Annotated in this window: 23 protein-coding genes and 1 rRNA gene; 5 read left to right on the forward strand and 19 right to left on the reverse strand. The window is 57.6% G+C overall.

Features of this window, described 5'->3' with window-relative positions; genetic code table 11:
* Positions 1-117 (reverse strand): 16S ribosomal RNA (locus ACFO3S_RS03380); the annotation flags it as partial.
* Positions 118-702: 585 nt separating this feature from the next.
* On the opposite strand from ACFO3S_RS03380, the gene ACFO3S_RS03385 reads away from it, so the two are divergent.
* Entirely contained in the window at positions 703-792 is a 90-nt protein-coding gene (locus tag ACFO3S_RS03385) for a putative holin-like toxin (protein ID WP_378092256.1), read from the forward strand.
* A gap of 110 nt (positions 793-902) precedes the next feature.
* Here the strand turns inward: ACFO3S_RS03385 and thrC are convergent, their stop codons facing one another.
* Genes thrC through ACFO3S_RS03425 form a run of 8 tightly spaced genes read right to left on the reverse strand, consistent with a single transcriptional unit; the run spans position 903 to position 10,907 of the window.
* Positions 903-2,078, reverse strand: a complete 1,176-nt coding sequence (gene thrC / locus ACFO3S_RS03390; RefSeq protein ID WP_378092259.1) for a threonine synthase — start codon at positions 2,076-2,078, stop codon at positions 903-905.
* A 4-nt stretch (positions 2,079-2,082) separates the two neighbouring features.
* Entirely contained in the window at positions 2,083-3,255 is a 1,173-nt protein-coding gene (locus tag ACFO3S_RS03395; RefSeq protein WP_378092261.1) for a M20 family metallopeptidase, read from the reverse strand.
* On the reverse strand, positions 3,252-4,238 hold the full coding sequence (locus ACFO3S_RS03400; protein ID WP_378092263.1) for an ABC transporter permease: 987 nt from the start codon (positions 4,236-4,238) through the stop codon (positions 3,252-3,254). Before ACFO3S_RS03400 ends, ACFO3S_RS03395 begins: the two co-directional genes overlap by 4 nt.
* Positions 4,225-5,691 carry an aldehyde dehydrogenase family protein gene (locus ACFO3S_RS03405; protein WP_378092264.1) on the reverse strand — a complete coding sequence of 489 codons (1,467 nt, stop codon included), beginning with the start codon at positions 5,689-5,691 and terminating at the stop codon, positions 4,225-4,227. The genes ACFO3S_RS03400 and ACFO3S_RS03405 overlap by 14 nt, the downstream gene beginning before the upstream one ends.
* 18 nt (positions 5,692-5,709) lie before the next feature.
* Positions 5,710-6,729 carry a Gfo/Idh/MocA family protein gene (locus tag ACFO3S_RS03410; RefSeq protein ID WP_378092266.1) on the reverse strand — a complete coding sequence of 340 codons (1,020 nt, stop codon included), beginning with the start codon at positions 6,727-6,729 and terminating at the stop codon, positions 5,710-5,712.
* 7 nt (positions 6,730-6,736) lie between these two features.
* The gene (locus ACFO3S_RS03415) at positions 6,737-9,298 is read right to left on the reverse strand and encodes an ATP-binding cassette domain-containing protein (RefSeq protein ID WP_378092268.1); all 2,562 of its coding nucleotides are present in this window, start codon (positions 9,296-9,298) and stop codon (positions 6,737-6,739) included.
* On the reverse strand, positions 9,295-10,389 hold the full coding sequence (locus tag ACFO3S_RS03420) for a sugar ABC transporter substrate-binding protein (protein ID WP_378092270.1): 1,095 nt from the start codon (positions 10,387-10,389) through the stop codon (positions 9,295-9,297). Before ACFO3S_RS03420 ends, ACFO3S_RS03415 begins: the two co-directional genes overlap by 4 nt.
* Positions 10,390-10,433: 44 nt before the next feature.
* Positions 10,434-10,907 carry a RidA family protein gene (locus ACFO3S_RS03425; protein WP_378092272.1) on the reverse strand — a complete coding sequence of 158 codons (474 nt, stop codon included), beginning with the start codon at positions 10,905-10,907 and terminating at the stop codon, positions 10,434-10,436.
* A 387-nt stretch (positions 10,908-11,294) separates the two neighbouring features.
* Between ACFO3S_RS03425 and ACFO3S_RS03430 the strand changes: the two genes are divergently transcribed.
* Complete coding sequence (locus ACFO3S_RS03430; protein WP_378092274.1) at positions 11,295-11,945, forward strand: helix-turn-helix transcriptional regulator; 651 nt, start codon at positions 11,295-11,297, stop codon at positions 11,943-11,945.
* An 86-nt stretch (positions 11,946-12,031) separates the two neighbouring features.
* Here ACFO3S_RS03430 and ACFO3S_RS03435 read toward each other — a convergent pair whose 3' ends face one another.
* Both ACFO3S_RS03435 and hprK read right to left on the reverse strand, forming a co-directional pair.
* Positions 12,032-13,051, reverse strand: coding sequence for a TraB/GumN family protein (locus ACFO3S_RS03435; protein WP_378092276.1), 1,020 nt, complete (start codon positions 13,049-13,051; stop codon positions 12,032-12,034).
* Positions 13,048-13,962, reverse strand: a complete 915-nt coding sequence (gene hprK, locus ACFO3S_RS03440) for an HPr(Ser) kinase/phosphatase (RefSeq protein ID WP_378092278.1) — start codon at positions 13,960-13,962, stop codon at positions 13,048-13,050. The genes ACFO3S_RS03435 and hprK overlap by 4 nt, the downstream gene beginning before the upstream one ends.
* Before the next feature lie 126 nt (positions 13,963-14,088).
* Here hprK and ACFO3S_RS03445 point away from each other — a divergent pair, with 126 nt between their 5' ends.
* Positions 14,089-14,448 carry a hypothetical protein gene (locus ACFO3S_RS03445; protein WP_378092280.1) on the forward strand — a complete coding sequence of 120 codons (360 nt, stop codon included), beginning with the start codon at positions 14,089-14,091 and terminating at the stop codon, positions 14,446-14,448.
* Between the two features lie 107 nt (positions 14,449-14,555).
* The gene (locus ACFO3S_RS03450) at positions 14,556-15,299 is read left to right on the forward strand and encodes an AAA family ATPase (protein WP_378092282.1); all 744 of its coding nucleotides are present in this window, start codon (positions 14,556-14,558) and stop codon (positions 15,297-15,299) included.
* Between the two features lie 16 nt (positions 15,300-15,315).
* Here the strand turns inward: ACFO3S_RS03450 and ACFO3S_RS03455 are convergent, their stop codons facing one another.
* The 6 genes from ACFO3S_RS03455 to ACFO3S_RS03480 form a co-directional block, all read right to left on the reverse strand.
* Positions 15,316-16,710, reverse strand: a complete 1,395-nt coding sequence (locus ACFO3S_RS03455; protein ID WP_378092284.1) for an MDR family MFS transporter — start codon at positions 16,708-16,710, stop codon at positions 15,316-15,318.
* A gap of 124 nt (positions 16,711-16,834) precedes the next feature.
* Positions 16,835-17,119 carry a late competence development ComFB family protein gene (locus ACFO3S_RS03460; RefSeq protein ID WP_378092286.1) on the reverse strand — a complete coding sequence of 95 codons (285 nt, stop codon included), beginning with the start codon at positions 17,117-17,119 and terminating at the stop codon, positions 16,835-16,837.
* A 106-nt stretch (positions 17,120-17,225) separates the two neighbouring features.
* A complete protein-coding gene (locus ACFO3S_RS03465) occupies positions 17,226-17,438 on the reverse strand; it encodes a cysteine-rich CWC family protein (protein WP_378092288.1) in 213 nt (70 codons plus the stop codon).
* Between the two features lie 147 nt (positions 17,439-17,585).
* A complete protein-coding gene (locus ACFO3S_RS03470) occupies positions 17,586-18,470 on the reverse strand; it encodes a sugar phosphate isomerase/epimerase family protein (protein ID WP_378092290.1) in 885 nt (294 codons plus the stop codon).
* A gap of 12 nt (positions 18,471-18,482) precedes the next feature.
* Entirely contained in the window at positions 18,483-19,343 is an 861-nt protein-coding gene (locus ACFO3S_RS03475) for a sugar phosphate isomerase/epimerase family protein (RefSeq protein ID WP_378092292.1), read from the reverse strand.
* Positions 19,340-20,401, reverse strand: a complete 1,062-nt coding sequence (locus ACFO3S_RS03480) for a Gfo/Idh/MocA family protein (protein ID WP_378092294.1) — start codon at positions 20,399-20,401, stop codon at positions 19,340-19,342. Before ACFO3S_RS03480 ends, ACFO3S_RS03475 begins: the two co-directional genes overlap by 4 nt.
* Positions 20,402-20,623: 222 nt before the next feature.
* Here ACFO3S_RS03480 and ACFO3S_RS03485 point away from each other — a divergent pair, with 222 nt between their 5' ends.
* The gene (locus ACFO3S_RS03485; RefSeq protein WP_378092296.1) at positions 20,624-21,502 is read left to right on the forward strand and encodes an AraC family transcriptional regulator; all 879 of its coding nucleotides are present in this window, start codon (positions 20,624-20,626) and stop codon (positions 21,500-21,502) included.
* Here the strand turns inward: ACFO3S_RS03485 and ACFO3S_RS03490 are convergent.
* The gene (locus ACFO3S_RS03490) at positions 21,499-22,584 is read right to left on the reverse strand and encodes a response regulator (RefSeq protein WP_378092298.1); all 1,086 of its coding nucleotides are present in this window, start codon (positions 22,582-22,584) and stop codon (positions 21,499-21,501) included. The genes ACFO3S_RS03485 and ACFO3S_RS03490 overlap by 4 nt on opposite strands.
* Positions 22,559-25,618 (reverse strand): ATP-binding protein, encoded by a 3,060-nt coding sequence (locus tag ACFO3S_RS03495; RefSeq protein ID WP_378092300.1) that lies wholly within the window; start codon positions 25,616-25,618, stop codon positions 22,559-22,561. Before ACFO3S_RS03495 ends, ACFO3S_RS03490 begins: the two co-directional genes overlap by 26 nt.
* Positions 25,619-25,665: the final 47 nt, after the last annotated feature.

Raw genomic sequence — 25,665 nt, forward strand, 5'->3', positions numbered from 1 at the left:
CTCACCCGTCCGCCGCTAAGCCTCAGAGGTGCAAGCACCTCTTCGGCTCCGCTCGACTTGCATGTATTAGGCACGCCGCCAGCGTTCGTCCTGAGCCAGGATCAAACTCTCCATGAAAGGAGCTTTCGCGTCAGGCCTTCCGAATGGAAGTCCCAAGCGCTATGTCTCCCGGTATCACAGAGCCATTTGAGGCTCATTTCTTGCTGGTTACCGTCTTTCGACGATGATTTGTTTCTTACGCTCAATGTTCAGTTTTCAAAGAACAATCGGTGTTGCTCGCCTGCACCGTTTTCCGGCGCAAGGACTTCATCTTACCGCATCCCGCGCCTTCTTGCAACCCTCAATTTTTACCAGATTCGATCGTTTTTGAGTTCGTGCAACCTCGGCGGCTCTCTCGAGCTCGCTTCGTTTCGGCGACAGGAATTAGAATATACCACGCTTTGATCCGGATCGGCAACCGTTAAAATCTGACATTCCGGAGCCTCTCGACACCGCCGCGCGGATGAATTTCGACGAATTCTCGCGTTTTCTCGGGGGAGCCGCATTGTCAACGAGACGTCGCCCGGCGAATGATGTAGAAATAATAGTTCTCCGAAAGGCGTTTCATTAGTTCCAATCGCACTTCCATATATAACCATATAATTATAAGTTGGAATTACAACTTGTAGGAGGCGGACAGCTCTTTCGAAAGGGGGAGACTGTATGATGGATTTATCCCAATCGCTCTCGGCGCTCTTCGCATTCGGCATGTTTCTCGTAACGCTGCTCGCTTATATTGAGAGGAGGAAATAATCCGCGTGGTTCCTGTCTGGTGTGAAACCATACTGTGAAACAACCGCCAAATACAAGTTGAAGAGGCTGTCCGCAAGCAACCGAATGCTTGCCCGGACAGCCTCGTTCCGTTATGGCGCGACATTAGAGTCCAGGTACTTGCGGACCTGGTTCATATCCTTGAGCCCGTGTCCGGTCAAGACGGCGACGATCCGGCCGGAAGCGTCGACCTTCCCTTCGCGGACGGCCCGAGCCAATCCCGCAATGCAGGCGGCTGCGGACGGCTCGACGAATATCCCTTCGTCAGCGGCTAGCCAAGCTTGGGCTTCGGCAATGCGTTCGTCCGATACCGCAAGCGAGAAACCGGAAGACTCCCGAATATGGCGAAGCGTCCAAGCGCCGTCTTTGACATAGCCGTTAAGCCCGTCGCATATGCCGCCCGCGATCGTGCTCGGCGCCTCATCGGCGACGACGGTCTCCGTTCCGGCGGCGAACGCCTTCGCGATCGGACTGCAGCCTTCGGCTTGAATTCCCGCCATGCGAGGGACTGTCAGCTCCGGGAACAGTCGGCGCAGCTCCAGGAATCCTCTATGGATGCCGACGAGAATCGGCCCGTCTCCGATCGGCGCGAACACGAAGTCCGGAACGGTCCGGCCAAGCTGCCGGAAAATTTCCAGACCGACGACTTTATCCCCCTCCACCGTGTACGGATTCAGGAAGGTCGTCGTCAGATTGTAGTAACCTTCTTCTGCGGCGATCCGTTTGGCAACCGCGTAGCAATTGCTGTAGGGACCGGGAATGCGCTCGACTGCCGCTCCGTAGAACCGGGCTTGCCCGACCTTCTCGTCCGGCGTCGATTCCGGCACGAGCACCCTGGCGGCGAGCCCCGACCTGGCCGCGTAAGCCGCCGCGGCCGCTGCGCCGTTGCCGCTGGAGGCGATGACGATTTTGTCGTAGCCGAACTCCAGCGCCTTGGCCATGCCGATCGAGATCGGACGGTCCTTGAACGACCCCGTCGGATTGGCCGCTTCGTTCTTCAGCCACAGCTCCGCGAGACCCAGCCTCATCGCCAGCCTATCCGCCCGGATCAGAGGCGTGCCTCCTTCTCCCAGCGTACGGAAAAACTCGGTCCGGACAGGCAGCAGTACGGAGAAATCGTCGAACGATTCGACCGATTCGGCTATCGCGGCAATCCGTTCGAAATCGTAATCCACCTGCAGAATGCCCCCGCATTCGGAGCATTCGTACAACGGGTTCAGCGGGTAAGCGTACCCGCAAGCCACACAGCGCAGCTGCGTTGCGAACATGCCATCACCCCAGTAATTTCATAGCCAAAGCGACGAAAATGCGGGACGCGTTCACCGCTTCGTCCACGAGGACGTGTTCGTCCGCCGTATGCGCCCGGGAAAGGCTTCCCGGTCCCATGATCAGAGTCGGAATCCCTTTGTCCACCGCTAAGAACGACGCCTCCGCCGATGCTTCGAACGACTTGGCCCGTTTGTTTTCCCCCGTAATGGAGCAAGCCGCCTCGAGCGCCGTCCTCACCAGCTCGTGTTCCGCATCGATGATGTACGGAGAAAGATGCTGGTACTGTTCGGCTTCGAAGTCGAACCCGCCCTCCGCGGCAACCCCGGCCAACGTCCGGCGCAGCTCGCCGAAGGACGACTCGGCCGTCTCTCCGGGCATCAGCCTGCGGTCGATCTCGATCACGGTATCGGCGGGCACGATATTCGGGGCCGTGCCTCCGTTGATCTGCGCCACCGTTAAGCTTGACTCGCCGAGCAGCGAATGCTTGGTCTGCCGGACTTGGCTCGCAAGCCGCTCAAGCGCCGCGACCAGCTTAACCATTTTATAGATCGAATTATCGGGATTTTTAACGATCGCCGTATGTCCCGCCCGTCCTCTTGTCCGCACCCGGTAACGGGATACGCCCTTATGCCCGATGCAGGCATCCAGATCGGTCGGCTCGCTGATGACCGCGAAATCGGCCGTAACGTCTTCCTGAAGGAAATGCTTGATTCCCAGATTGCTTCTTTCTTCGTCCACGTTAAAGTATAGAATCAATTTCCCCGAGAAAGGGCTGTCCATTCGTTTCAGAACGACCGCCGCGTACATCATGGCCGCCACGCCCGATTTCATGTCCGCGGCCCCTCTTCCGTACAGCTTCCCGTCTTCGATAACGGCGTCGAGCGGGGGCTTTGTCCAGCCTTCGCCGACAGGCACGACGTCAAGATGGCCGTTGTAGAGCAGCGTTCTCCCCTCTCCCCGGCTTCCCGGAAGCACCGCTTTGACATTCGGGCGGTCTGGTGCCGGCCAGGAGTAGGATACGTCAATTCCGTTCTCGAAGAAGTACCGGTAAATATAGTCCGCGACCGCGAGCTCCTTGCCCGGAGGGTTCTGGCTGTCGATCCGGACGAGATTCTGCAGCAATTCGATATATTCCTGCGGGTCGAACGGCTCCCGGCAGACGTCCGCAGCCGTCATGCCGGCCTCCGCAAGCCGAGCTCAAGCCGACCCTTGGCCGCCCTTACACCGGAATCGGCAATCAGAGCGAGGATGATGATCGCGCCCTTGAAGAAATCGAGACTCGTCGCGCTGACTCCGAACATCGTCAGCGAGTGCGTCATCAGACTGATGATCAAAGCGCCGATCAAAGTGCCGGAGATAGACCCTTTGCCGCCGAAGATGCTGGTACCGCCGATGACGGTCGCCGTAATGGCGTCCAGCATATAGGAGTTGCCTCCGAGATTCGGCGTAACGATCGATACCCGCGACACCATCATGATCGCCGCGACCGCGGTGCAGATCGCGCTGAACGCATAAATCAGCAGCTGCTGGCGATGAATCGGAACGCCGGTAACCTGGGTCGACTCCTCGCTGCTTCCCAGCGCGTAAGTTCTCAACCCGAACCGGGTTTGCTTGATCAGCACCGCGATCAGAACGATCAATGTTGCCGCGACGATGAGAATGTTCGGCACGCCCCCCGTCGTTCCGATGCCGATGCTCTTGATCGCCTTGTCGGAGATGACAAGCACATGCCCGCGAGCGACAAGAAGCGTAATTCCTTGGATAATAATCATCGCTCCCAAGGTCACGATAAACGGCGGAATTTTCAAATAACCGATAAAGAATCCGTTAAAGATGCCGACCGCGAGCCCCACGATGAGCGCCCACGCGATCGCTTCGAACAATGCGCCGCCATTGGAGAGGCTTACTCCGACGACGATTGCGGCCAGACCGATTCCGAAGCCGACCGACAGATCGATGCCGCCGGAAACGAGCACGACCAGAGCGCCAAGCGCCAGAATCGAGATCGGGGCCGCTTGGACGAGGATTTGCTTCAGGTTGGTGCCGTTGACGATCCGAGGGTCAATGGCGGCGAATACGACGGTTAACACAATCAGAAGCAACAGCGGAGCGAAATCAAGCACCCGTTTCCAGAAGAGGCGGGATTTATCGGATTTCACGGCTATTCCCTCCCGGCAGATTTAATACGATCGTCCGCAGCTCGCTCATTTCTTCGATGGAGTATTTGCCGCCGCTTCTGCCGTATCCGCTCGGACTGCCCGACGCTCCGCCAGCCGGAATGACCGTCTCCCAATAATGGCTGGACTCGTTAATGTTGACGATTCCGAATCTCATCTGCTCCGCCATCAGCAGCGCCTTCTCGATGTCCCGGCTGAAGATCGCCGCCGAGAGCCGGTAAGGACTCGATTCGATCGCTTGCTCCAATTCTCCGTCCTTGAAACGGATAATCGGAGCGACCGGTCCGAACGTCTCTTCCGAGTTGATGAAGGCATCCAGTGAAACTCGGTCGATGACCGACGCTTGAACGTACTGGGACGTAGGACGATCCGACAAAATGCCGCCGCCGGCGAGAACGCGCGCTCCTTTGGCTTTGGCATCCTCGATTTGTTCGATCACCTTGCGCGCGAGCGCTTCATTATGAACCGGTCCCATCGTCGTCGCTTCATCCATGGGGTCGCCTAGCTTGATCCGTCCGGCCGACGCCGCCAACGCTTCTGCCAGAGCGTCCGCAACGGATTCATGCGCGAGAATGCGCTCCGTCGAGGTGCAGATTTGTCCGGCATTGCTGAAGCATCCTCCGTGAATCGCCAGAGCGGCAGCCTCGACGTCGGCATCCGGCAATACGATGGTCGGACCGTTGCCTCCCAGCTCCAACAAGCACGGCTTCGCCCCTGCGCGGCGGGCAATCGCGTTGCCCGTTCCCATGCTTCCCGTGAACCCGATCGCATGCGTGCCCGGATGGCCGACCAACGCGTCGCCGACTACGGCGCCGGCGCCGATCACCAGGTTCAGCGCGCCGGCGGGCAGATCCGCCTCTTCGACGATGATGCGAACGTATTCGCTGGCGATTGCCGCCGTGCTTGGCGCGGGAACCCATACGATCGCGTTCCCTGCAGCCAGTCCCGGAGCCAAATAATATACGGACGGGTTGCCGATCGGGAAGTTCCAAGGAGAGATAACGCCGTACACGCCTCTTGGACGTCGATAGACGAACGCGCGCTTATTCGGATCCCGGGTAGGGACGATTTCGGAGCGCATCCAGCGAATCTGCTCCGCGGCATCGCGGAATGAGGAAATACAAGCTCCGATCTCGCCGAAAGCTTCGGTATAATAGGGCTTTCCGTGTTCCATCGACAGCAGCTTGGCCAGACGCTCCCGGTTGTTCTCGATCGCGGCGGCGATCCGCGCGCACAGATCGGCGCGCTCGAACACGGTCATTCGGGCCAGCAGCGGAGCCGCCTCGTTCGCCGCGCGCACCGCTTGATCTACATGTTCGGGCGTCCCCATCGGAATAGAGCCGATCGTCTCGCCCGTGGCGGGATTCACAACGGCGCGTAGTCGGTCGGAAGCGCCGTCCACCCGGCGTCCGCCGATATACATGGGATAAATCATTTCGCTCGCTCCCTTCCCTTATATCGTTTCGACTTCGACGATCTTGCCGGTCTCGACCGATTTCAGCACGGCATCGTTGACCGCGACCGCCAGCATCGCTTCTTCCACCGAGATGCGGAACGGTTTCCCGTCGCGAACCGCCGTCACGAAATGGTTCACTTCTTCCTTCAGATCCCCGGTCGTCTGGCCGTAAACTTCCGGCCAGTGCAAGCCGTCCGGAAGGGAGTAGCCGCTCCTGTTTTGAATGTTCAAGCCATGATCGGTCGTATCGACTTTAAGAATGCCCTTCGTGCCGACGATATCGAGCCCGGCGCTGATGCCCCCGCCCGCATAGTCGGGAAGAGCCCAACTGATGTTCAGCGAACCGATCGTGCCGTCCTCGTATTCCACGTTGGCGAAGATGGCGTCTTCCGATTGCACGCCGTGCTCCGGCATGACTTTGGAAACCGCGCGCGCATAGACGCTCTTGATTTTTTTTCCCGTTACCCACTGCATCGCGTCCACGTCATGAATGCCGAGATAAAAGCAAACGGAGCTTCTGCCGTTCATGCGAATGCCGACGCTGCGCAGGGAATAGCGTTTGGCCGCGACGTGAACAACGTCGCCGATGTCGCCGTCCCGGATCGCCTTGGCGGCCTGCGCGTAACGCGGGTCGAAGCGAAGTAATTGACCGATCATCAACCGCCCACCTCCCTCTTTCTCCGCTGCGGCGATTTTCCGAGCTCCATCGAGCGTGTCCGCCATCGGCTTTTCGAGCAGCACGTTTTTGCCCGCTTTGAGCAGCTTTACCGTCATGTCTACGTGCAGACGGTCCGGCAGCGCGACGATGAACGTGTCGACAGAGCCTTCCGCCAACAGGTCATCGACATTTTTCACGTAGCGGGTATTGTATTTTTCCGCCGCTTTCTCGCCCAGCTCTTCGTTAAGATCGACGATGGCCGCAAGCTCCGCCGAATCGGACTCGAAAGTTACTTTGGCATGGAGATCTCCCATAAATCCTGTGCCGCCGACGACCGCCACTTTTACTCTCTCCAACATGCTCTTCTCAGCTCCCTGTCTTAGATGTGTTCATTCCCAAAGCATAGTTCATGACTTCCGTTTCGGTCGCGCCATGGGCAAGCTCCGCCACGGTGCGTCCCTCGTGCATCACGATGATTCGGTCAGCCACGTTAAGCGCCTCCGGCAATTCGGAGGAAACCATCAGGATGGCCATCCCTTTCGCTTTCATATCGGCGATCAGTTGGTGAATTTCCGATTTCGCGCCTACGTCCACGCCTCTCGTCGGATCGTCCAGCAGCAAAATATCCGGCTCGATGGCCAGCCACTTGCCGAGCACGATCTTCTGTTGGTTTCCTCCGGACAGTTGAATGGTCGCTTTGTCCGGATCGGCCGGTCTGACATTCAGCTTGCCGATCATATCGGCAGCCATCCTTTTCTCCTGCTCCATCGGAATAAAGCCGAATTTCTGCTTCAGATGCATCCAGTAGAGGCTCAGGTTATGGCGATTGGACATCATCGGCACGAAGCCCGAATACAAACGATCCTCCGGTACGAAAGCGATTTTCATCGCGGTCATGCGCTTCGGCGTCGCCCTGCGGACGCTGCGTCCTTTGACGGTCAGCGTTCCGTTATGAATTTTCGACAAACCGAAAATGCAGTTCATGACCTCGCTTCGTCCCGCGCCCATCAGTCCGGCCAGCACGACGATTTCGCCTCGGCGAACGTGGAACGTCGCGGATTTGAGCAGATTGCCGTCTCCCAGATTGTCGACTTCCAGAACGACTTCTTTCGGATCGGCTTTGACGTAGGGGAAAATGTTTTCGATATCCCGGCCGACCATCATGCTGATGATTTTCTCTTCCGTCGTGTCGGCCAGCATGACGTCGCCGATAAATTTGCCGTCGCGCAGAACGACCGCTCGCGCGCAGAGCTTGTACAGTTCTTCCATCTTGTGCGAAATGTACAGAATGCATACGTTTTTCTCTTTCAGCTGTTCGATCAGCTTAAACAGCTTCTCGACCTCGCTCTTGGCCAGGGACGAGGTCGGCTCGTCCATAATAATGAGCCACGGATTGCCCAGCGTCGCTTTGAGCACCTCGATCAATTGTCTTTGGCCGACCGTGAGATCGGCCACCTTGTCGTTCGGATTGAGCGGAATCTGGAATTCGTCGAGCAGCTCCTTGGTGATTTTCCGCATTTTGCCCCGTTGCAGCGTACCGAACTTAAACCAACGCGGCTCTCTGCCCAGGAACAGATTTTCGGCGATAGTCAGCTCCAACACAAGGCTGTAGTGCTGATGAATGACGCCGATTCCCGCTTCCCTGGCATGCTTCGGAGATTTGAGCTGCACCGGCGCGCCATCCAGTACAAGTTGGCCTTCGCTTGGCTGTATAACGCCCGACATCGTTTTGACCAGCGTTGATTTTCCTGCGCCGTTCTCCCCGACCAGCGCGACGATTTCCCCGGAACGCAAGCCGAAGGACACGCCGTCCAGCGCCCGGAAGCTTCCGTATATTTTCGAAATGCCGTCAAGCCGCAGCGTTCTCGTTCCTTCAGCCGCTTTCGATTGTGCCGACGTCCCTGCGGCTTTGTCCGCAGCGGCTCCGCCCGAACGGACAGAGGACTTGCCCCAGAACTTCGCGACTTTCGCTTCATATAATAGAACTGAGATCAGGATCATCGATCCGGTGACGATATACGTCACTTCCTGCGGCGTGCCGAAGAACGACAGCCCGGAGCGGATCAGCGTGACCAGGATCGCTCCGAACAGCGTGCCGACGACTCCGCCGACTCCGCCCGAAAGCTTCGTTCCGCCGATCACGACGGCCATGATCACGTCGAACTCCAGCCCCATCCCCGCCAATGGCTGCGCGGATTGCACGCGTCCGAACATGAGAATGGCCGCAAGACCCGCGAATAAGCCGGCAAGAACGTAGGTCATAAACTGGATTCTCTTGCTGTCGATCGCCGAGGACTGCGCCGCTTCGAAATTTCCGCCGACCGCGTAGACGGAACGGCCGAAGGTCGTCCGATTCAGAGCCGTCCAACTGACGACCAAGCCGATCGCGATCAGGAAAATCGTCACCGGAATCCCCAAGAAGGTGCTGGAACCGAGCGCGTTCATGACGGAATCGTTGACCGGAATGCTTTCCGCGTTCGACAGAATCAGGGAAGCCCCGCGACACAGCGCCATCGTTCCGAACGTCGCGATGAACGGACTGATTTTCACGTAACTGATCAAAAATCCGTTCAGCATCCCCACGAGCGCTCCGACGGCCAAAGTCGCGAGAAGACAAAAGAGCGGGGGAATCCCGCCGGCGTACAGCTGTCCCCCCACCATTCCCGCAAACGCCATGGAGGCGCCGACGGACAAATCGATTCCTTTGGCCAATATAACGGCGGTCATCGCGAAGCCAATCAGCACCGTAATCGCCATCTGATGGCCCATATTGATAAAGTTGCTTCCGCCCAGAAAATTCGGTGCGTTCATTCCGAACACCGTCATCAGCAATACGCTGATGACGATGAGCGAAAGGTTGATTCTCGCCGCGCGATCCTGCAGCAGCTTCGGAATCAGAGCGGGTTTTCTCGTGCCTGCGCCGATCATTTCTCCCCACTAATCCTTTCGTCCGGCTGATCCGGACCTAGTTCGTTGGAATAGTCCTTGCCGACCTCGACGGCTTTTTCGGGCGTTATATATTCGATCTCCAAGCCTTTATCTTTCAACATGGCCGCCGTCTCGTCCGACATGACGAAATACGTCGGCATGAACAGGTCGATCGGCATTTCGGAGCCTTTGGCGATGCGGGCGGCCGCGGCTACGTTCCAGTAGCCTACGCGCTCCGCGCCGGTCAGGACGTCTACCAGCATCTCTCCGCTATTGATCATATCGTGCATTTCGACGTCTCCGTCGTATCCAGCGTACAGCAGCTTGGCGCCTTTGGCATCCGCGCTCCCTTTGGCCGCAAGGCCGAGCGGATCGTTAATGAAAGCGATTGCATCAAGCTTGGAGTTGTTCAGCCAAGTCTCGGAAATCCGCTGGGCTTGCGCCGGATCCCAGTTGGTAGGCTGCGCGGTGACTTTGATGTTCGGGAATTCTTTCGTCATCGTGTCCATAAAGCCCTTCTCGCGGTTATCGGACACGTAGTTGCCCGCATTGCCCGTCAACAGGCCGATCTCTCCTTGGCCGTCCAGCGCCGTTCCCATAATGCGAGCCACGACGGACTCGTTCTCGTAGTCCGGATACAAGGTGTTGTAATTGCCGTTGCCTTCGACCTTGTTGCCCATCGTGATGACGGGAATTCCGGCACTGGTCGCTTTATCGATCGCCGGAATGATTCCTTTGGCATCCTGCGGGTCGATCAGAATAACGTCGACTTTCTGTTCGATGAAGTTCTCCACGATGGAGATCTGCTTTTCCAGCGATCCGTCCGCGCTTTGCCAGATCGTCTTCACGCCGTAGTCTTTGCCGGCCTGCGTCCCGGCGGTTTGCATGCGTACGTAGAAAGGATTTTTCAAGTCGAGCAGAACGATTCCCGCCGTAACGGCCGCGGCATCGCCGCCCCCCGTCTCGCCGGCCCCTCCCGGAGAGGCGCTGCCGCCGTTCGAATTCGTCGTACTGCCGCATGCGCTGATAATCGCCATCATCATGGATAAAGCAAGTGCAAGAATACCAAGTTTGTAAATGTTTTTATTCATTGCTGCACTCTCCTCGTTGGTCAATGATTAATGGAACTTAAATATTATTTCAGTTCGACGATAAGCTCGATTTCCACCGGCGTATCAAAAGGCAATTCGTTCGCCGAAATCGCGGAACGCGCGTGCTTGCCGGCATCTTCAAACGCGAGCTCCAGCAGATCGGAAGCTCCGTTGATGACGAACGGCTGCTCCGTGAATCCGTCCGCCGAGTTGACGAACGCCAACATTTTCACGACTTGCTTGACCTTGTCCAGGTCCCCGATGTGGTCCTTCAGCACGCCCAGCAAGTTAATGGCCACTTGCCTTGCCGCGTCATAGCCTTGCTCCACGTTCAGGTCCTTGCCGACTTTCCCGGTATACTTCAGAATTCCGTCGATCCGACAATCGTTTCCGGACGTATAGACCAGCTTGCCCACCGTCTTCGCGGGAACATAGGCCGCGACGGGTTTCGGCGTCTTGGGCAACGTAATTCCGGCTTCGGACAATCTTTTTTCCACTTGCGATTGAGTTTGCTGCATTTGGTTACACCTCTTGTTGTTTTGCATTGTTTTATTGTTCCTGAGCTGCCAACATTCTATGACTTTTTGACTTGGCCCCCCCTTTGTTTGGGATCGTCAAAGTCCGATTCCAAACAATTAATGATTAAAACTAAATGTTTTTTTGTAAAACTTTTTGTTTTATGATTGTCATTATAGATCAGCCTTTTTTAATCCGTCAATACCAAAATGTTTCTGGAAACGGATACACGGATAAGTTATGTAAGTTTATATTACATTAATTGTTTTTATATCTAACATATATATTAATTGCAACTTAAAGAAGTGTGCCGAAGTTAAACTTTTTGTTTTTCTTCCGAACAGTTTGTGATAAATTAAAAGCAGGTGCCAACGAATTGGGAGGATAATATGAATTCCATCGAAGATGAAAAGGAATTTCTTTTCGGGCTCGTGGCGGGGATCGCCGAACAGTTCGGAAGCGATTGCGAGGTCGTGCTCCACGACTTGAAGCGACCGTACGAAAGCACGATCGTCGCTATTCAGAACGGGCATATTACCGGACGCAAGGTCGGGGATCCCGGGACGAATCTGGGACTGGAAATCTTGCGGGGAACGACGCAAAACGGGAATCGCATCAACTACTTGACGCAAACGAAAGATGGCCGGATTTTACGCTCCTCTTCCTTCTACATCAAGAATAATGACAATAAGACGATCGGCTCCCTGTGCGTCAATTACGATATTACCAACCTCATGATGGCCGAGCGATCGCTGCAAGCGGTAACGATGAGCGGCCGCCAGCCGGAAGTCAACGAAACGTTCGCCACGAACGTTAACGACCTTCTGGAGGTGCTCATTCAGGAAGCGAACGATCTCGTCGGCAAACCGGTAGCCGCCATGACCAAGGAAGACAAAATGAAGTTCATTCGCTTGCTCGACGACAAAGGCGCTTTCCTGATCAAGAAGGCGGGAGAAAAAATTTGCGCTTATCTCGGCATCTCGAAGTTTACTCTTTACAATTATTTGGAAGAATCCAAGAGCGACGCGAAGTCGGACTAACCCCGTTCAACGCGACAACGCGCAAGCTTGAACCGCTTATCGAGCGGCAAAGCTTGCGCGTTCTTGGTTTGTCCGGACGGGGTCCGTCACTGCACGAACTCGACCTCGTACCCTTTTTGCTCCAAAAGCGACACCAAACCGCTCTCCCCGACCATATGCAAGGAGCCGACTGCAATCAGATAAGTGCCCTCTTCGCCGTCGCGAAGATAACGATCGACCTTGTCCGCCATGTCTGAATTCCGCTTGAGGAGCAGCGCTTCGTTGTATTCGTCGAACAGCTCGCCCATCGACGCACGGCCTTCGCTTTCGAATTGCTCGTGAGTGGCCTCGAGAGAGTCGAGATCGCCCTGCCTCCACATGCCGATCAGTTCCCGCATGCCTTCCAGCGCCTGGCCGCTGTTGTTCACCGTCTGATGGAAATACAGCCTCTGCAGCTCGTCGGACATTCCGTCGAATACGTCCAGCTGCGATTCCAGCGACTCCAGCTCGACAATCGTTTTCCCCTCTCGGCGGGCCTGCTTCGCCAAATATTGATCGATGCCGTCCGTCATCATAAATCTGAGGGCCGGCAGGCTTTCCAGCGTCATCGCCGCGTACCAGGGCTCGTACTTCTCGAGCATCGGAGCGGCGCCGGCGAGCAACGACTTCTTGACGACCGATTGAAACCGTTCGTAGTCCTTCTCGTCCACGAGATCCTGAAGCGTCGTTCCTTCGGGCAGCAGCGCCCGCTCGTTCACAAGCTCGAGCGTTCTTCTCTGGTCGACCTTCGTTAAATCCAGCTCCAGCGCGACGAAGTCCGCTTCCTCCAGCGCTTGCTCCAGCTTCGGATCAAGCGGATACATAGACTTCTCGGCAATATGGATCGTGCCCGCCAAGTAGCCGGGATGGGCTCCGCCTTCGATCTTCCACAGAAAACCTCTGGACGGAGCCGGGGGCGGCTCCGGACTCGGAGAGGAACTGTCCGCCGCCGAAGACGCGGAAGCCTCCGGGGCGCTCGAGGCCGGCGGCATCGGCGCATTATCGACGGCGGAGCTGCAGGCCGTCATCGCGATCAGGGAGACGGCAAGCAGCACTGCCACAGCATATCGGGTCAGCCTGCGACTCATTTCATCTCGCCCTCGATCCGCTTCATGAATTCTTCGACGGCGCTGTACCCCTGCTGCTTCAAATACCAGCTGTTGGCAGCGGCCTCAATCATTCCGGCGACGTCCCTGCCCGGTTGAAGCTGAATCTCCAGATGGGGAATTTGCACGCCGAGATAATCGGTATACTTCTGCTCCATCTCCAGCTCGTTGTTCAGCGCCTGATCTCTCCACGGGCACAACTCGATATCGAGGACGATGCGCGTCTCGTCCTGGAACGCTTTTCTCCCGTACAGCCGAACGACGTTGATCAACCCTATGCTTCTCAGGGCAAGAAACTCCCTCGTCGTCTCGTTGTGAGTGCCGAGAATCGTCTTCGAGCTCAGCTTCTTCAGCACGACGATGTCGTCGGCGACGAGGCGGTGCCCTCTGCGAATAAGCGTATGAGCCGTCTCGCTCTTGCCGATGCCGGACTTGCCCCTGAGCAGAATTCCGATGCCCGACACGTTGACGCACACGCCGTGAATGGCGATCTCCGGAGCCAGCGCCTGCGTCAGATAAGCGTCCAGCTTGCCGAGAAACTCCGTCGTCGTCTCCTCGGTCCGCAGCAGCGGAATGCCCTCCTGCTGGCAGTAAATCATCAAATACTTCAAGCCATCCTGATTGGCGGTTACGATAAAGCAAGGAGGATGATACTTCACGACGTTGCCGATGTGCAGCTTCCTTTCTTCCTCCGTACGCTTGTGCAAATAATTGATTTCCTTCCGGCCGAGCACCTGCACCCGGTTCATGGGGAAGAAATCGAAATAGCCGACGAATTCAAGCCCCGGGCGATGGGCTCTCGAACGCGTAATGACGCGATCCAGTCTTTCCTCTCCAGCCAGAATCTCCAGCTTGAACTTCTCCTGCAATTGTTGAACCGTAATGGATTTCAATCGATCCCCTCCCTAACGCCTTCATTATAGCAAAAATAACCGAAGCTTCCAGTATCGGCAGCCGGCTCACATAAGTTCCTTCGTGCTTTCATAGGTATGAATATCGCGACGGATGGAGGTTATCGAATGAATGTTGACAAGCTTGCCCGGTACTGCCGGTTGAAAGCCGAGCTTAAACAGGCGGAGGACGAACTCGAACAGCTTCGGCGGGAGATCACGAACGAAATCTCGGAGGATGCGGAATTCAGCTTCGGCGACTACACCTTAAAAATCGTCTATCAGGAAAAAAGACACTACAGCGATCAGAAGCTGGCGGACGCGCTGCCCGACCCCGAGCTGTGGAGAGCGCTGTTCAAAGCCGATCCGGCGAAAATATCCGCGCTCATCCGAACGGGGCTTCTGAACGAACAGTCGCTTGCGGGCACCTATACGACGACTCGGACGCCCTACCTGTACGTGACGTCCGCGCTCCGCGAGCCGCAATAGCCGTTCCGCGCGGACGAGCTGTCGACGAGCGAACGTCGGCAGCTTCGCAACTTTGGCGGGCGGAAGCCGTAAATAAAGGAAAGACTGCGCAAGGAGCCTGACCGATTATGTATTTGAAGGAAGTTACTCTGTTACGGGAGCATTATCCGGCTCAATCCGCCTATCCGTTCTCCGTTCCCGCCCTGCGCCATACCGGGAAGCTGCGCTTCGAGAATGCGGTCACCTTCTTCGCCGGAGAGAACGGCTCCGGCAAGTCTACGCTGCTCGAGGCGATCGCCTGGCAGTGCGGCTTTCATACGGGCGGAGGAGGCGTTAATCAGATTTACGAGATGGACAACAGCGAGGCGCCCTTCGGCCCTTATATCCGCCTCTCCTGGCTGCCCAAGGTGCGCAGCGGCTTCTTCCTTCGCGCCGAATCGTTCTTCGACTTCGCCAGCCACCTGGACCGGGAAGCCCGGGAGCAGCCGATCTATCGGGAAGACATTTACGCCGCTTACGGAGGAAAGTCGCTGCACGAGCAGTCGCACGGAGAATCGTTCCTGAACCTGTTCCGCCACCGCTTCGGCAAGCAGGCGATCTATCTGCTGGACGAGCCCGAGGCGGCCTTATCGCCCGCTCGTCAGCTTCAGCTGCTGTCCCTTCTCCACCGGATGCGATCGAGCGCCCAATTTATTATCGCGACTCATTCCCCGATTCTGCTCGGCTTGCCGGATGCGCGAATCTATTCGTTCGACGACGCTCCGATCCGGCCGGTCGCCTACGAGGACACCGATCACTACCGGCTGACGAGAAGATTTCTCGAAAACCGCAAAGCGGTCTTCCGCGACTTGTTCGCCGACGAGGACGAATAAGATCGGCGAACGGTCGTCAGGCCGCTTCGGCCTGACCCGTCTTGCCCGCTCTCGGCAGCAGGTTGGCGATGAAGATCTTGAAGAGGGCGATCGCCACCAGCAGTATGAAGATCGCGTGCATGCCCGCCGCCATCTGAGAGGGAACCTCCTCGGTCACAATCCGGTTGAACAGCATGCCGAATACGGCCACCGCAACCGTCTGCCCGAGCGTTCCCATGAAGGAATTGGCCGAAGTGGCGACCCCCCGCATGTGGCTCGCTGCGGAATTTTGAATCGTTACGATCGCCGGGGTGTTGATGCAGCCCATGCCGAAGCCGATCAGAATAAGCAGCCCGATCACGTGCCCGTACGAGGAGCCCTCGCGCAGCGTATACAGCCACAGCGCTCCGCATGCGACGAGCACGGTGCCGATCAGCATGAAGCGGCCCGCGCCGAAGCGGAACATGTACCTGCCGGACAGATTCGATGCGATCGGCCAGGCAAGCGACATCGGCATCAGCATCAGCCCCGACAGCGTGGCGCTGAGCCCCATGACGTTCTGAATCCACAGCGGAATATAGATCGTCACTCCGGCCACGATACAGAACCCGAAGAAGCCCAGCGCATAGGGTACTGTAAGCCGCCGCTCGCGGAACAGCGACAGCGGGAGCATCGGTTCCTTGACGCGCGTCTCGATGAACAGGAAGACGACCAGGAAGACGGCCGCTATCGCAAAGAGAGCGACGATCTCGACGGAATTCCACGCATAGGTCTCCCCGCCTGTCAGCAAAGCCAGCAGCAAGCAGGAAACGCTGATCGTAAAGGTAAGCGCCCCGAAATAATCGATGCTGCTCCTGGATACCTTCGCGAACTTCTCGTGGAGAAAACCTAGAACCAGAACGAAGGAAACGATGCTGATCGGAATGTTCATATAGAAAATCCAGCGCCAAGAGATCGTATCGACGAAATAGCCGCCCACGAAAGGACCGACCAGGCCGGCAATCGACCACATCGAGGACAACACCCCTTGCACTTTGCCCCTCTGCCGCCCGGTGTACAGATCTCCGATAATCGTGAAAATAACCGGCGTCAGCGCTCCGGCTCCAATTCCCTGAACCGCTCTGAACCAGATCAGCTGGGTCATCGATTGCGCTGCCCCGCACAGAATGGAGCCGACCAGAAATAAGGACAGTCCGATCGTAAAAATCGATTTTCTCCCGAACAGATCGGCCAGCTTGCCGAAAATCGGAGTCGTGACGCATGTGGTCAACGTATAGATCGAGAAAATCCAGCCGATCAGGCTCAGCCCTTGCAAATCCTTAACAATGCTTGTCGTGGCCGTCGTTACCACCGTCGAATCCAGCGCGCCGATGAACAGCGCCGCCAGCAGTCCGACCGTAACGGCGGTACGGTTCGTTTGTTTCAACGACATGGAGCTCATCATCTCTCCCGTATTGGAATGTCTTCAATCTCTACAGATCATAGGCCTGGACCGAATCCTTGTCAACGACAAGAACGCTCCCCGATGAAGGGAGCGCTTGGCGAACGGCTTGCGATTAATGGCGCGGGCTTTCCTGAATAACCTGCACCGCTTTCGTCAATTCGCGAAGAATATCGGACTGAAGCTGCGGCTCTTGATAGATCGCCTTGACATAAGCTTCTCCGGCTTGGCCGGACGTATAGCGCGGAGGCAAATGATTCAGCGCCAGCAAAATAATATCCATCTGGCATTGCCCGCAGCTGCATTTCAGAATTCCCGTCTTTACGTAATGCTCGTCGAACAACCCGCTAACGATCGGTTCCATCGCGTTAAAAACAGACAGCTCCCGCGAAAAGATCATAATCCGCCCCCTGCATGAATCCTCGAAAATAACGACCTCCGGATCGGACATGCATTTCCGCCGGGTATTGGTTTATATCGGCTTGTCCTGCGCGGATCTGAAGATTTCAAGGAGTGGAAAACGCATCCAGACAGGCTTGGCAGATGCAGGCTTTATTTCTCGCGCCCTCCGGGAGCCGGTCAAGCAGAGCCGGAGGAAACTTCTCGGCGCTGCACCAGCATGTTCCGGGTCTTCCGCGAGCGACGCTGCCGCAAGCGTTGTCCCGCCCGCACAGCGGACATGCGCCCGGATCGATTTCCTTACCGGCAGCCTCCGTCATGACCTCGCCCCTTCTCTTCTTTATTGACTCCATTGTAGCAAGCCTAACCAGCTAACGCCATCCTTGGGAGCGGCGCGATCGCGTTGATGTCGGAGGTCATTCAGATCCTAAAAAGCCGCCCCCCAGACAGCCGGGGGCGGCTTGCTCTTATATTCTGGCTTTCAGAAACTTCACCGCAGCGGCGATGTCCGCTTCCGGATTGGCGCCGACCTCGCGTTCGATCGTCAGGTAGCCGCCGTAGCCGATATCCCGAAGCGCCTTCAGGTATGCGTCCCAATCGACGGCGCCTTCCCCGAGCGGCACTTCGCGGAACGCGTCGCCCGATTCGGCGTTCTCCGCGATCTTCTCGTGGTCGAGCGGTTCGAAGCCGAGCGCCCCGTAGATGAGACGCGGGTCGACCTCGCGCAGCCGGATGCCGTCCTTCGCATGCGTATGCACGATATAATCCCTCAGGTTATAGACGCCTTGGGCCGGATCGTCGCCGGTCACCATGACCATATTCGCCGGATCGAAGTTGACGGAGACGCCTTTGGAGCTCAAGCCGTCCAGAAAGCTCTTCAGATGCGCCGACGTTTCCGGACCGGTCTCGATCGCGAAATAGGCGTTCATGCTCGTCGCATACCGGCTGAGCTCGTCGCAGGCCAGATGCATCGCTTCGTACACTTCGCTGTTGCGGTCGTCCGGCACGATGCCGATGTGCGTCGTGACGACGTTCGTTCCCAGCTCCACAGCCAGATCGAGAATTCGCTTGGACTTCTCGATCTTCGCCGGATTCGCCAGCTTATCCTGGAAGCCGTGGCCTCCCAGGTCGCCGACGAGCGCGGAAATCTCCAGCCCCAGCGACTCGATGTAAGATTTCCATTCCTTGCGTGCGGCGGCCGACAGGTTCGCAGGATCCATCTCGCCGGAGACGGCATAGATCTGCACGCCGTCGGCGCCCACGCCCTTCGCCTTAATCAAGCCTTCGCGAACGCCGACTCTGAAGCTGTCGACGATGACGCCGATTTTCCAAGGGGTTGCTCCTCCAGACATTGCTCTCACTCCTTATTGGATTTCGTTCCAGAACCTTCTGGTGTTATCCAGCGCGATCTTCGTCGCCTGAAGGCAAGGCTCCATGCCCTCGAACTCGATCGACAGGTAGCCGTCGAAGCCGGACTCCTTCACGATCCGCAGCGCGCCCCGGGTATCGAGATCCCCCTGGCCGGCGATCGCGCCCCGCAGATAAGCGCCGTTCGCCGAACGGAACCAGCCTTCTCCCGGGTCGGACTCGGCCGAACGGATATAGAAATCCTTGACGTGGACGATCGAAGCCAGCTTGGCGTTATTCCGCACGCCGACAAGCGGATGCTCGTCGACGCAGACGAAGTTGCCGATATCGAGCGTCGTTCGGAAGTTGTCCCGCGCGACCTCGTGCACGATCGCCTGGACTCTGTCGCTCGCCTGGACGTAATAGCCGTGATTCTCAATGCTCGTCGTAATGCCGAGCGGCTTGGCGTAATCGGCGATGGCGCGGCAGGCCTCGACGAGTCTGGGCAGGTCCGCCATGAACTGTCGGATCGACGTGTCGGCTGAATTCGCCACGTCGTGGCGCATCAGCTTGACCCCAAGCGCCGCGGCGACGTCCACCTCGCGCTTGACGCGATCGATCTCCCTGGCGAACGCTTCGTCGTCCAGCCCGGCGAAGTTGGCCCCGATCGCATAGTTGGATATTTCGATTCCCGCCTCCGCCGCCCGGTTCCGAACCCGCTCGACCAGCTCGGGATTAGCGGTCAGGTCAAGGCCGAGCGGCACGATCTCGACGTGCTCGCCGCCCAGCTCCGCCACCTTGCCGACGACGCCGACGAGATCCAATTCGCCCTTCTGCACCGCCTGCCATAGGCTGTAGGAACTGACTCCGAGCTTCATAGACGGATCTCCTCTCCCTTGGCCGCAGATTCGTAAATCGCGCACAGTATTTTCATGATTTCCACACCGTCCTCGACCGGGCTGATCGGCTTCGTCCCGTTCACGATGCAATCGATGAAATGGTCAATCTCGTTCTGGAACGCCGCATCCCCGGAGAAGCCCGCCTGGCTGTCGGTTTGGGGCTGAACGTTCAGAATCGTGTCGTGCTTCTCGGTAACGATCACGACTTCCGGATCGATCTCGAAGCCGCCCTTGTCTCCGAACAGCCGAACCGCGCCCTCGTCCTTCTTCGCATGAAGGGAGTAGCTGACGTCCACCAGCAGAGACGCCCCGTTCTCGAAGCGGATGATTGCGTTGGCGAGATCCTCTACCGTGTTTTTGGAGGCGTCGTAGTCGGCCGCCTTATAGAAGCTCAGATGCCGGACGTTCGACCGGTTGCCCAGCTTCTGATAGGTGTTAGCGCTGACGGTCGTCGCTTTGGGCTTGCCCATCAAATACCAGCACAGATCGATGACGTGCACGCCGATATCGATCAGCGGACCTCCGCCCGATCGCTCGACGTCTGCGAACCAGCCGCCCGGATTGCCGAGACGGCGAAGCGTAGAAGCTTTCGCATAGTACAGATCGCCGAACTCTCCGTTATCGACGAATTCGCGCAGCATCTTCACATTCGGATCGTATCTGCGAACGTAGCCGACCTGAAGCAGCTTGCCGGATGCGCGTACGGCCGCTTCGACCTCATAGGCTTCGGCCATCGTGCGGCACAGCGGCTTCTCGATCAGCACGTGCTTGCCCGCCTGCAGGGCGGCAATGCTGATCGGAGCGTGCGTATTGTTCCAAGTGCATATGCTGACCGCGTCCACGTCCGGGTCCGCGAGCAGCTCGCGGTAATCGGCGTACGTCTTGTCTGCCCCGAATTTGGAGGCTACCTGACGCGCCCTGGCTTCGTTAACGTCGCAGATCGCCACGATCTGGGCGTTCGCGTTGCGCGCATACGAATTCAAATGCATCTCCGAGATCGTTCCCGTACCAATGACGCCAATTCGAACCTTTTGCACCCGTTCAACACTCCCTAATCTCTCATTATGTTCGCGATTCGGTTAGGAAGACATTCGCGGCTCCGCCCTGAATCGACTCCGACAAAAACACGCTCCGCCGCCAACGACGCTGAAGCGAAGGTGCTTTTGCTTGTTAATTCGTATTATAATGGGATACAGAGCCGTTACCATGAAAAAGCATGCTCATTATTTGCACGATCGTGCGGTTTTGGAGGGAGACGTGTGGAGAGACAAGCCCCATTCAAAGAACCGATGCCGATGCCCAACCCTTCCTTTCCGATTAAGGTCCATCCCGCTCATACGTACAAGTTCGTCAGCGGGCAGACGCTGTTCCCGCACCATTGGCACGAGCATATGGAGTTTCTGTTTTTCCTGTCGGGCAGCGCAATGATCGAATGCGGTTCCAATCCGATCTTCTATAAGCGGGGCGATCTCTGCGTCGTGAACAGCAACGAGCTCCACTACGGGGTCAGCACTTCGGAGGACTTATCCTACTATACGATGATTGTCGACGTCTCCCTTCTCCACAGCCACGCGATGGACGCGGTGGAGACGAAATTCATTACGCCCATTGTTCGCAACCGGATTTTGTTCCAGAATCGCGTGTCGGGAGACGAAGAGATGACCCGCTGCGTGCAGTCCATCATCCATGAGCTGCAGCACGAGGAGCTCGGCTACGAGCTGTCCGTCAAATCGCAACTGTACAGGCTGCTTTCCCTGCTCGTGCGCAAGTATGTCGCCACGACGTCGCAGCTGGACGACTATCGCCATCGGCTCAGAGGACTGGAGCGGCTGGCGCCGGTATTCGCGTATATCGACGACCATTACAAGGAGAAGCTGTCGGTTCAGCAGCTGGCGGATATCGCGGGGCTAAGCCGCTATCATTTCAGCCGTCTGTTCAAGAAGCTGACGGACAAATCGCTGATCGAGTATGTCAACCTGATCCGAATCAACAAGTCGGAGAGCCTGCTGAGAAGCAGGAGCATGAATATATCGGAGATCGCTCATGAGACGGGTTTCAGCGACATCTATTATTTCAGCCGGACGTTCAAGAAGCTCAAGAAGATGTCGCCGACGGAGTGGCAGAACAGCGATCTCTAGCCGAACCGGCTGTCGTCCGCAATCTCGTTGTCCAGCTGCGATCTCCACTCCCTCAGCTTCAGGATCGAGACGGAGTCTCCCGTTCGCTGCAGATGCCGCATCAGCCTCTCGTACACGCTGCCGCGATAAGGGTCGAGCTCGAGGAGCTTCCAGAGAAGCCGTTCCTTGACCGGAGAGACGGCGGCTTCGGAGCGCAGGTCCAGATGCCGGACGAACGCCGTCCTCAGCTCGATGCGCTTGATGTCCGCCCAGTCGTAATGCTCCGTCTCCAGGAAATCTCCTCGGTACAACGCCAGCAGCTCGTTCACGTCTTCCCCCGCTTCTCCGCTCAGCATCGCATTCAATCTGTCGACGTCGCTGGAGATATGATCGACGTGCATCCAATAGCGCTCGTCTCCGAACGCGACCATGTCCGGAAGTCCGGCCGACCTCAGCATGCTGCGCAGGTTGTACAGCGTCGTGTGAAACAGCGCCTTGGCGCGTTCGGAATCGACCTCGGGCCAGAGATGATCGAGAATGTGATAGCGGTACGCCGGCTCGCCGCCGCAGCTCCACAAGTAGGCGAACAGTTCCTTCGTCTTCCGCGTCCTCCAGGTGACCAGCTTCCCTTCGCCGTCGTAAAGCTCCAGGCTTCCCATCGCTTTCAAGGTCAGCGCAGGCTGCCGGGAGCCCTCGCTTCCCCGGCGAGCCGCAGGGGAAACGGATTTTCTCGCCGCTTTCTCGCGCAGCGACTCGTATCGGGCAATCGCCTTGCTCAGCCGGTCCTTGGCAACAGGCTTCAGCAAATAACCGATCGCGTTCCTATCGAACGCTTCAAGCGCATATTGGTGGTAGGCGGTAACAAATACGATTTCCGCGTCAGGGCAGCGCTCGCTCAGCAGCTCGCCTGCGACCAGCCCGTTCGTTCCGGGCATCTCGATGTCCAGGAAGATCAAATCCGGCCGCAGCTTGTCCGCCTGCTCCACCGCCTCGGACACTCGGTTGAATTTTCCCGCAATCTCTACGCCCCCGATCTCCCGCAGCAGAATCTCCAGAACGTCGAGGGCAATCTCTTCGTCATCTATCAACAGCGCTCTTATCATCGAATTCCTCCGGTATATGTAACTTGACCTGCGTGCCTTGCCCCATCCGGCTGCGGTACTCCAGCTTGCCTCCGTACAGCATCTGCAGGCGCCGATTCACGTTGCGAACGCCGACCCCGCCCATCCGCCCGTTATGCAGGTCGTCCAGCGTCTCCTCGCTCATGCCGATGCCGTCGTCTTCCACCAGAATATCGATTCCGCCTTCTCCGCGGCTTACCGTCACGTTCAGCGTCCCTCCTTCCGGCCGTGGGCCGATCCCGTGCCGAACGGCGTTCTCCACGATCGGCTGCAGCGTCAGCGGCGGCAGCAGGCAGCGAAGGCCCTCCTCGATCCGGTAGCCGACCTTCAGCCGCTCTCCGAAACGAAGCTGCTCGATCGCCAGATAAGCTGTGACAAGCTCCAGCTCGCGCTCCAGCTCGACCTTCTCCCCGTGGAAGACGAACGTAAACTTCGCCCGCAAGTAGGTCGTCAGATGGTGAATCGTTTCCCTGAGCTTGTCTACGTCCTTATAACTGAGCCCGACCAGCGCGTTCATGCTGTTGTACAGGAAGTGCGGCGTGATCTGGGCCTGCAGGAAGTCCATCTCCCTGCGCACCGCCTGCTCGGACGAGCTCTTCATGGCGAGCAGCGACTGCGCCCTCGCCTTCAGCTCCGCCAGCTCGAACGGCTTCTGCAAAATATCGTTCGCTCCCGCAGCGAAGGACGCCATCGTATCTCCCGTCTGACCCGACGCCGTCAGCATCAGCACCGGAAGCTCGGCCAGCCCCTGCAGCGTTCGGATTTCCCGGCACACATCGAGACCGGAGATGCCGGGCATCATCAGATCCAGAAGCACCAGATCGGGCTTCGGAGGCCGAAGCAGCGCCGCCAGAGCCTCCGCACCTCCGCCGACCGCCGTGTAGCCCCAGCCCATCGACGTGGCTACATGGATCAGAATTTTCAGATTGGAGGGCTCGTCGTCCACGATCAGCACGTGAAAGGTCTGTTCGGGTGCGCGGTGCGTCGTCCCGGCAAGCGACGGAAAGACCGGCTCCTTCGATTCCGCGGCGGCGGCGACCTCCTCGGACTCGGCATCGATCGGCAGCGTAAACGTGAACCGCGACCCGACTCCGACCTCCGACTCGACCTCCAGCCGGCCGCCTTGCAGCTCCGTCAATTGCTTGGATATGCTCAGCCCCAGGCCCAGACCGGCATTCGGGGCCTCCCCCTCCTCCCCGTATTGGACGAAGGGACGGAACAGACCGTCCAGCGCTTCCGGAGGAATTCCTCTGCCCGTGTCCATCACCGATATGGCCAGCTCCCCCTCGCGTCGTTCCGCCGTCACCCGCACCGTCCCCTTTTCCGTATACTTCAAGCCGTTCTCCATCAGATTGTGAAGAATCTGCCGCAGCCGGTTCTCGTCCGCCCGGACCAGCGGAAGCGTCGCCGGCAGCTCGTTCACGAGCTTGACGTCCCGGTTCGTCGAAGCGATTGACAGCGTCTCGATGACAAACCGCGCCGACATCCCCACGTCCACGGAAGTCGGTTGAATGGTCAGCTGACCGTGGCGAATTTTGTTCATATCCAGAATGTCGTGCACGAGTCCGGTCAGCCTGCGGCCCAGCAGGTGCAGCATATGAAGATTTTCCCGCTGCTCGCCCTGAAGCGGCTTCTCCCGGTCGTCCAGAAGCGCCTGCGACAGATTCACGATGCCGTGAAGAGGCGTGCGAAGCTCGTGCGACGTTTTGGCCAGAAATTCATCTTTCTGACGATCGTATTGGAGGAGCCGGTCGGTCAGCAGCTCGCTGCGCCGAAAGGCCGACTGCATCCGGTCCGACATGAGGAAAGCTTGCGAGAACACGAGCAGCAGCGGCGTCACGATCATGTAGTAAGGATTGTCCAGCGCGAATTGGTAGCGGGACTGTCCGTAGCTCCAGGTGACAATCAGGAAGAAAATCCCCATCAGCATGTAGTAGCTGTCATGAGAGTTGCGGCGGTGGCTGCGAAAGATCGCGTAGAACAGCAATCCGAAGGCGACGATCTGCATCGCGATTCCCAGCGTCCAGAAGATGTGAATATAACGGCTCGGGGCCAGCATGAACAGCGCCAGGTAGACGACTCCGAAGCGGATCAGCCATTGGAGAACCGCGTTTTTCTCGTTGCTCAGATAACGGAAGACGTACAGGCAGAAGAAAACGAACACTAAAAACGTGAACAGAAAGATCAGCTTCTGCAGCAAAGCAAACGGGATGTTCGGCACGAGCGCGCTGGCCAGAATCTCGTTGTCGATCGAGAAGAATAACCCGGTCGTAAGGCAGAAGAAACAAAAATGCATCAGATGCCGTTCCTTGCGCCACTGCTTGAACATGCCGGCGTAATAGAGCCCGAACACCAGCATCGTCGTCACGAGAATCATGTCGGCCAGCCGGGAATGGTCTCGGCGTTCCATGACGTCCGAGGTCAGACCGAATTCCGGCGCCTGCACCAGCCCCCCCTCGAGGAAATCGAAGCTGGCCACATGAACGAGGATCTCCATGACTCCGTCCCGCGCCTGACCGGTGCCGAAGAAGGGAAAGTTGCTGGCAACGAACTGTTCCTTGCTCAGCGCCGGCCGCCCGTTTCCTCCCGCATCCGCTCCGTTCATGTAGATCCGGCTGGACATTCGAATCTTTTTGGCCCGCAGGCTGAACGAATCGGACTCGTCCACGCGCACGAGCAGCCGGTATGTTCCCGCGCCATAGCCGTCCTGGCCGTTCGCCGCGAGCACGCCTTTCCAATTCCCCGGCACCTCGACGATCGTTCTCTGCTTCTCCAGCTCGCCCGAGCGGTCTCCTCGGAAGTCCTCGGGCCCCAGCAGCAGCCCTTTATAGAACTCCCATTCCCCGCGCAGCGGAATGATCCCTCGTTCTCCGTAGTTCCATCGGGACGAGTCGAGCACTCCGTCTTTCGCTTCGGGATAGTCGTTCATCGGCTTGAGCCAATAAAACATGTTAATGCCGGTGATGACTCCGAACAGGAGAATCATCCCAAGCAGAATCGACAATGGTTTGTTCATAGCTCCATCATATAACAATCTATATGCGGTTTCGATGTTCTTTTTGC

This window comes from Cohnella hongkongensis, assembly GCF_042654645.1.
In the GTDB taxonomy this organism is placed as follows: Bacteria; Bacillota; Bacilli; order Paenibacillales; family Paenibacillaceae; genus Cohnella; species Cohnella hongkongensis.

What these genes read in the sequence shown, in the direction of transcription:
- ACFO3S_RS03395 (WP_378092261.1), bottom strand. Translation starts at nt 3,255, where the DNA reads ATGACGGCTGCGGACGTCTGCCGGGAGCCGTTCGACCCGCAGGAATAT.
- ACFO3S_RS03410 (WP_378092266.1), bottom strand. Translation starts at nt 6,729, where the DNA reads ATGTTGGAGAGAGTAAAAGTGGCGGTCGTCGGCGGCACAGGATTTATG.
- ACFO3S_RS03455 (WP_378092284.1), bottom strand. Translation starts at nt 16,710, where the DNA reads ATGTCGTTGAAACAAACGAACCGTACCGCCGTTACGGTCGGACTGCTG.
- ACFO3S_RS03460 (WP_378092286.1), bottom strand. Translation starts at nt 17,119, where the DNA reads ATGATCTTTTCGCGGGAGCTGTCTGTTTTTAACGCGATGGAACCGATC.
- ACFO3S_RS03425 (WP_378092272.1), bottom strand. Translation starts at nt 10,907, where the DNA reads ATGCAGCAAACTCAATCGCAAGTGGAAAAAAGATTGTCCGAAGCCGGA.
- ACFO3S_RS03385 (WP_378092256.1), top strand. Translation starts at nt 703, where the DNA reads ATGATGGATTTATCCCAATCGCTCTCGGCGCTCTTCGCATTCGGCATG.
- ACFO3S_RS03435 (WP_378092276.1), bottom strand. Translation starts at nt 13,051, where the DNA reads ATGAGTCGCAGGCTGACCCGATATGCTGTGGCAGTGCTGCTTGCCGTC.
- ACFO3S_RS03445 (WP_378092280.1), top strand. Translation starts at nt 14,089, where the DNA reads ATGAATGTTGACAAGCTTGCCCGGTACTGCCGGTTGAAAGCCGAGCTT.
- ACFO3S_RS03470 (WP_378092290.1), bottom strand. Translation starts at nt 18,470, where the DNA reads ATGTCTGGAGGAGCAACCCCTTGGAAAATCGGCGTCATCGTCGACAGC.
- thrC (WP_378092259.1), bottom strand. Translation starts at nt 2,078, where the DNA reads ATGTTCGCAACGCAGCTGCGCTGTGTGGCTTGCGGGTACGCTTACCCG.
- ACFO3S_RS03420 (WP_378092270.1), bottom strand. Translation starts at nt 10,389, where the DNA reads ATGAATAAAAACATTTACAAACTTGGTATTCTTGCACTTGCTTTATCC.
- ACFO3S_RS03490 (WP_378092298.1), bottom strand. Translation starts at nt 22,584, where the DNA reads ATGATAAGAGCGCTGTTGATAGATGACGAAGAGATTGCCCTCGACGTT.
- ACFO3S_RS03430 (WP_378092274.1), top strand. Translation starts at nt 11,295, where the DNA reads ATGAATTCCATCGAAGATGAAAAGGAATTTCTTTTCGGGCTCGTGGCG.
- ACFO3S_RS03465 (WP_378092288.1), bottom strand. Translation starts at nt 17,438, where the DNA reads ATGACGGAGGCTGCCGGTAAGGAAATCGATCCGGGCGCATGTCCGCTG.
- ACFO3S_RS03415 (WP_378092268.1), bottom strand. Translation starts at nt 9,298, where the DNA reads ATGATCGGCGCAGGCACGAGAAAACCCGCTCTGATTCCGAAGCTGCTG.
- ACFO3S_RS03475 (WP_378092292.1), bottom strand. Translation starts at nt 19,343, where the DNA reads ATGAAGCTCGGAGTCAGTTCCTACAGCCTATGGCAGGCGGTGCAGAAG.
- ACFO3S_RS03450 (WP_378092282.1), top strand. Translation starts at nt 14,556, where the DNA reads ATGTATTTGAAGGAAGTTACTCTGTTACGGGAGCATTATCCGGCTCAA.
- ACFO3S_RS03405 (WP_378092264.1), bottom strand. Translation starts at nt 5,691, where the DNA reads ATGATTTATCCCATGTATATCGGCGGACGCCGGGTGGACGGCGCTTCC.
- ACFO3S_RS03495 (WP_378092300.1), bottom strand. Translation starts at nt 25,618, where the DNA reads ATGAACAAACCATTGTCGATTCTGCTTGGGATGATTCTCCTGTTCGGA.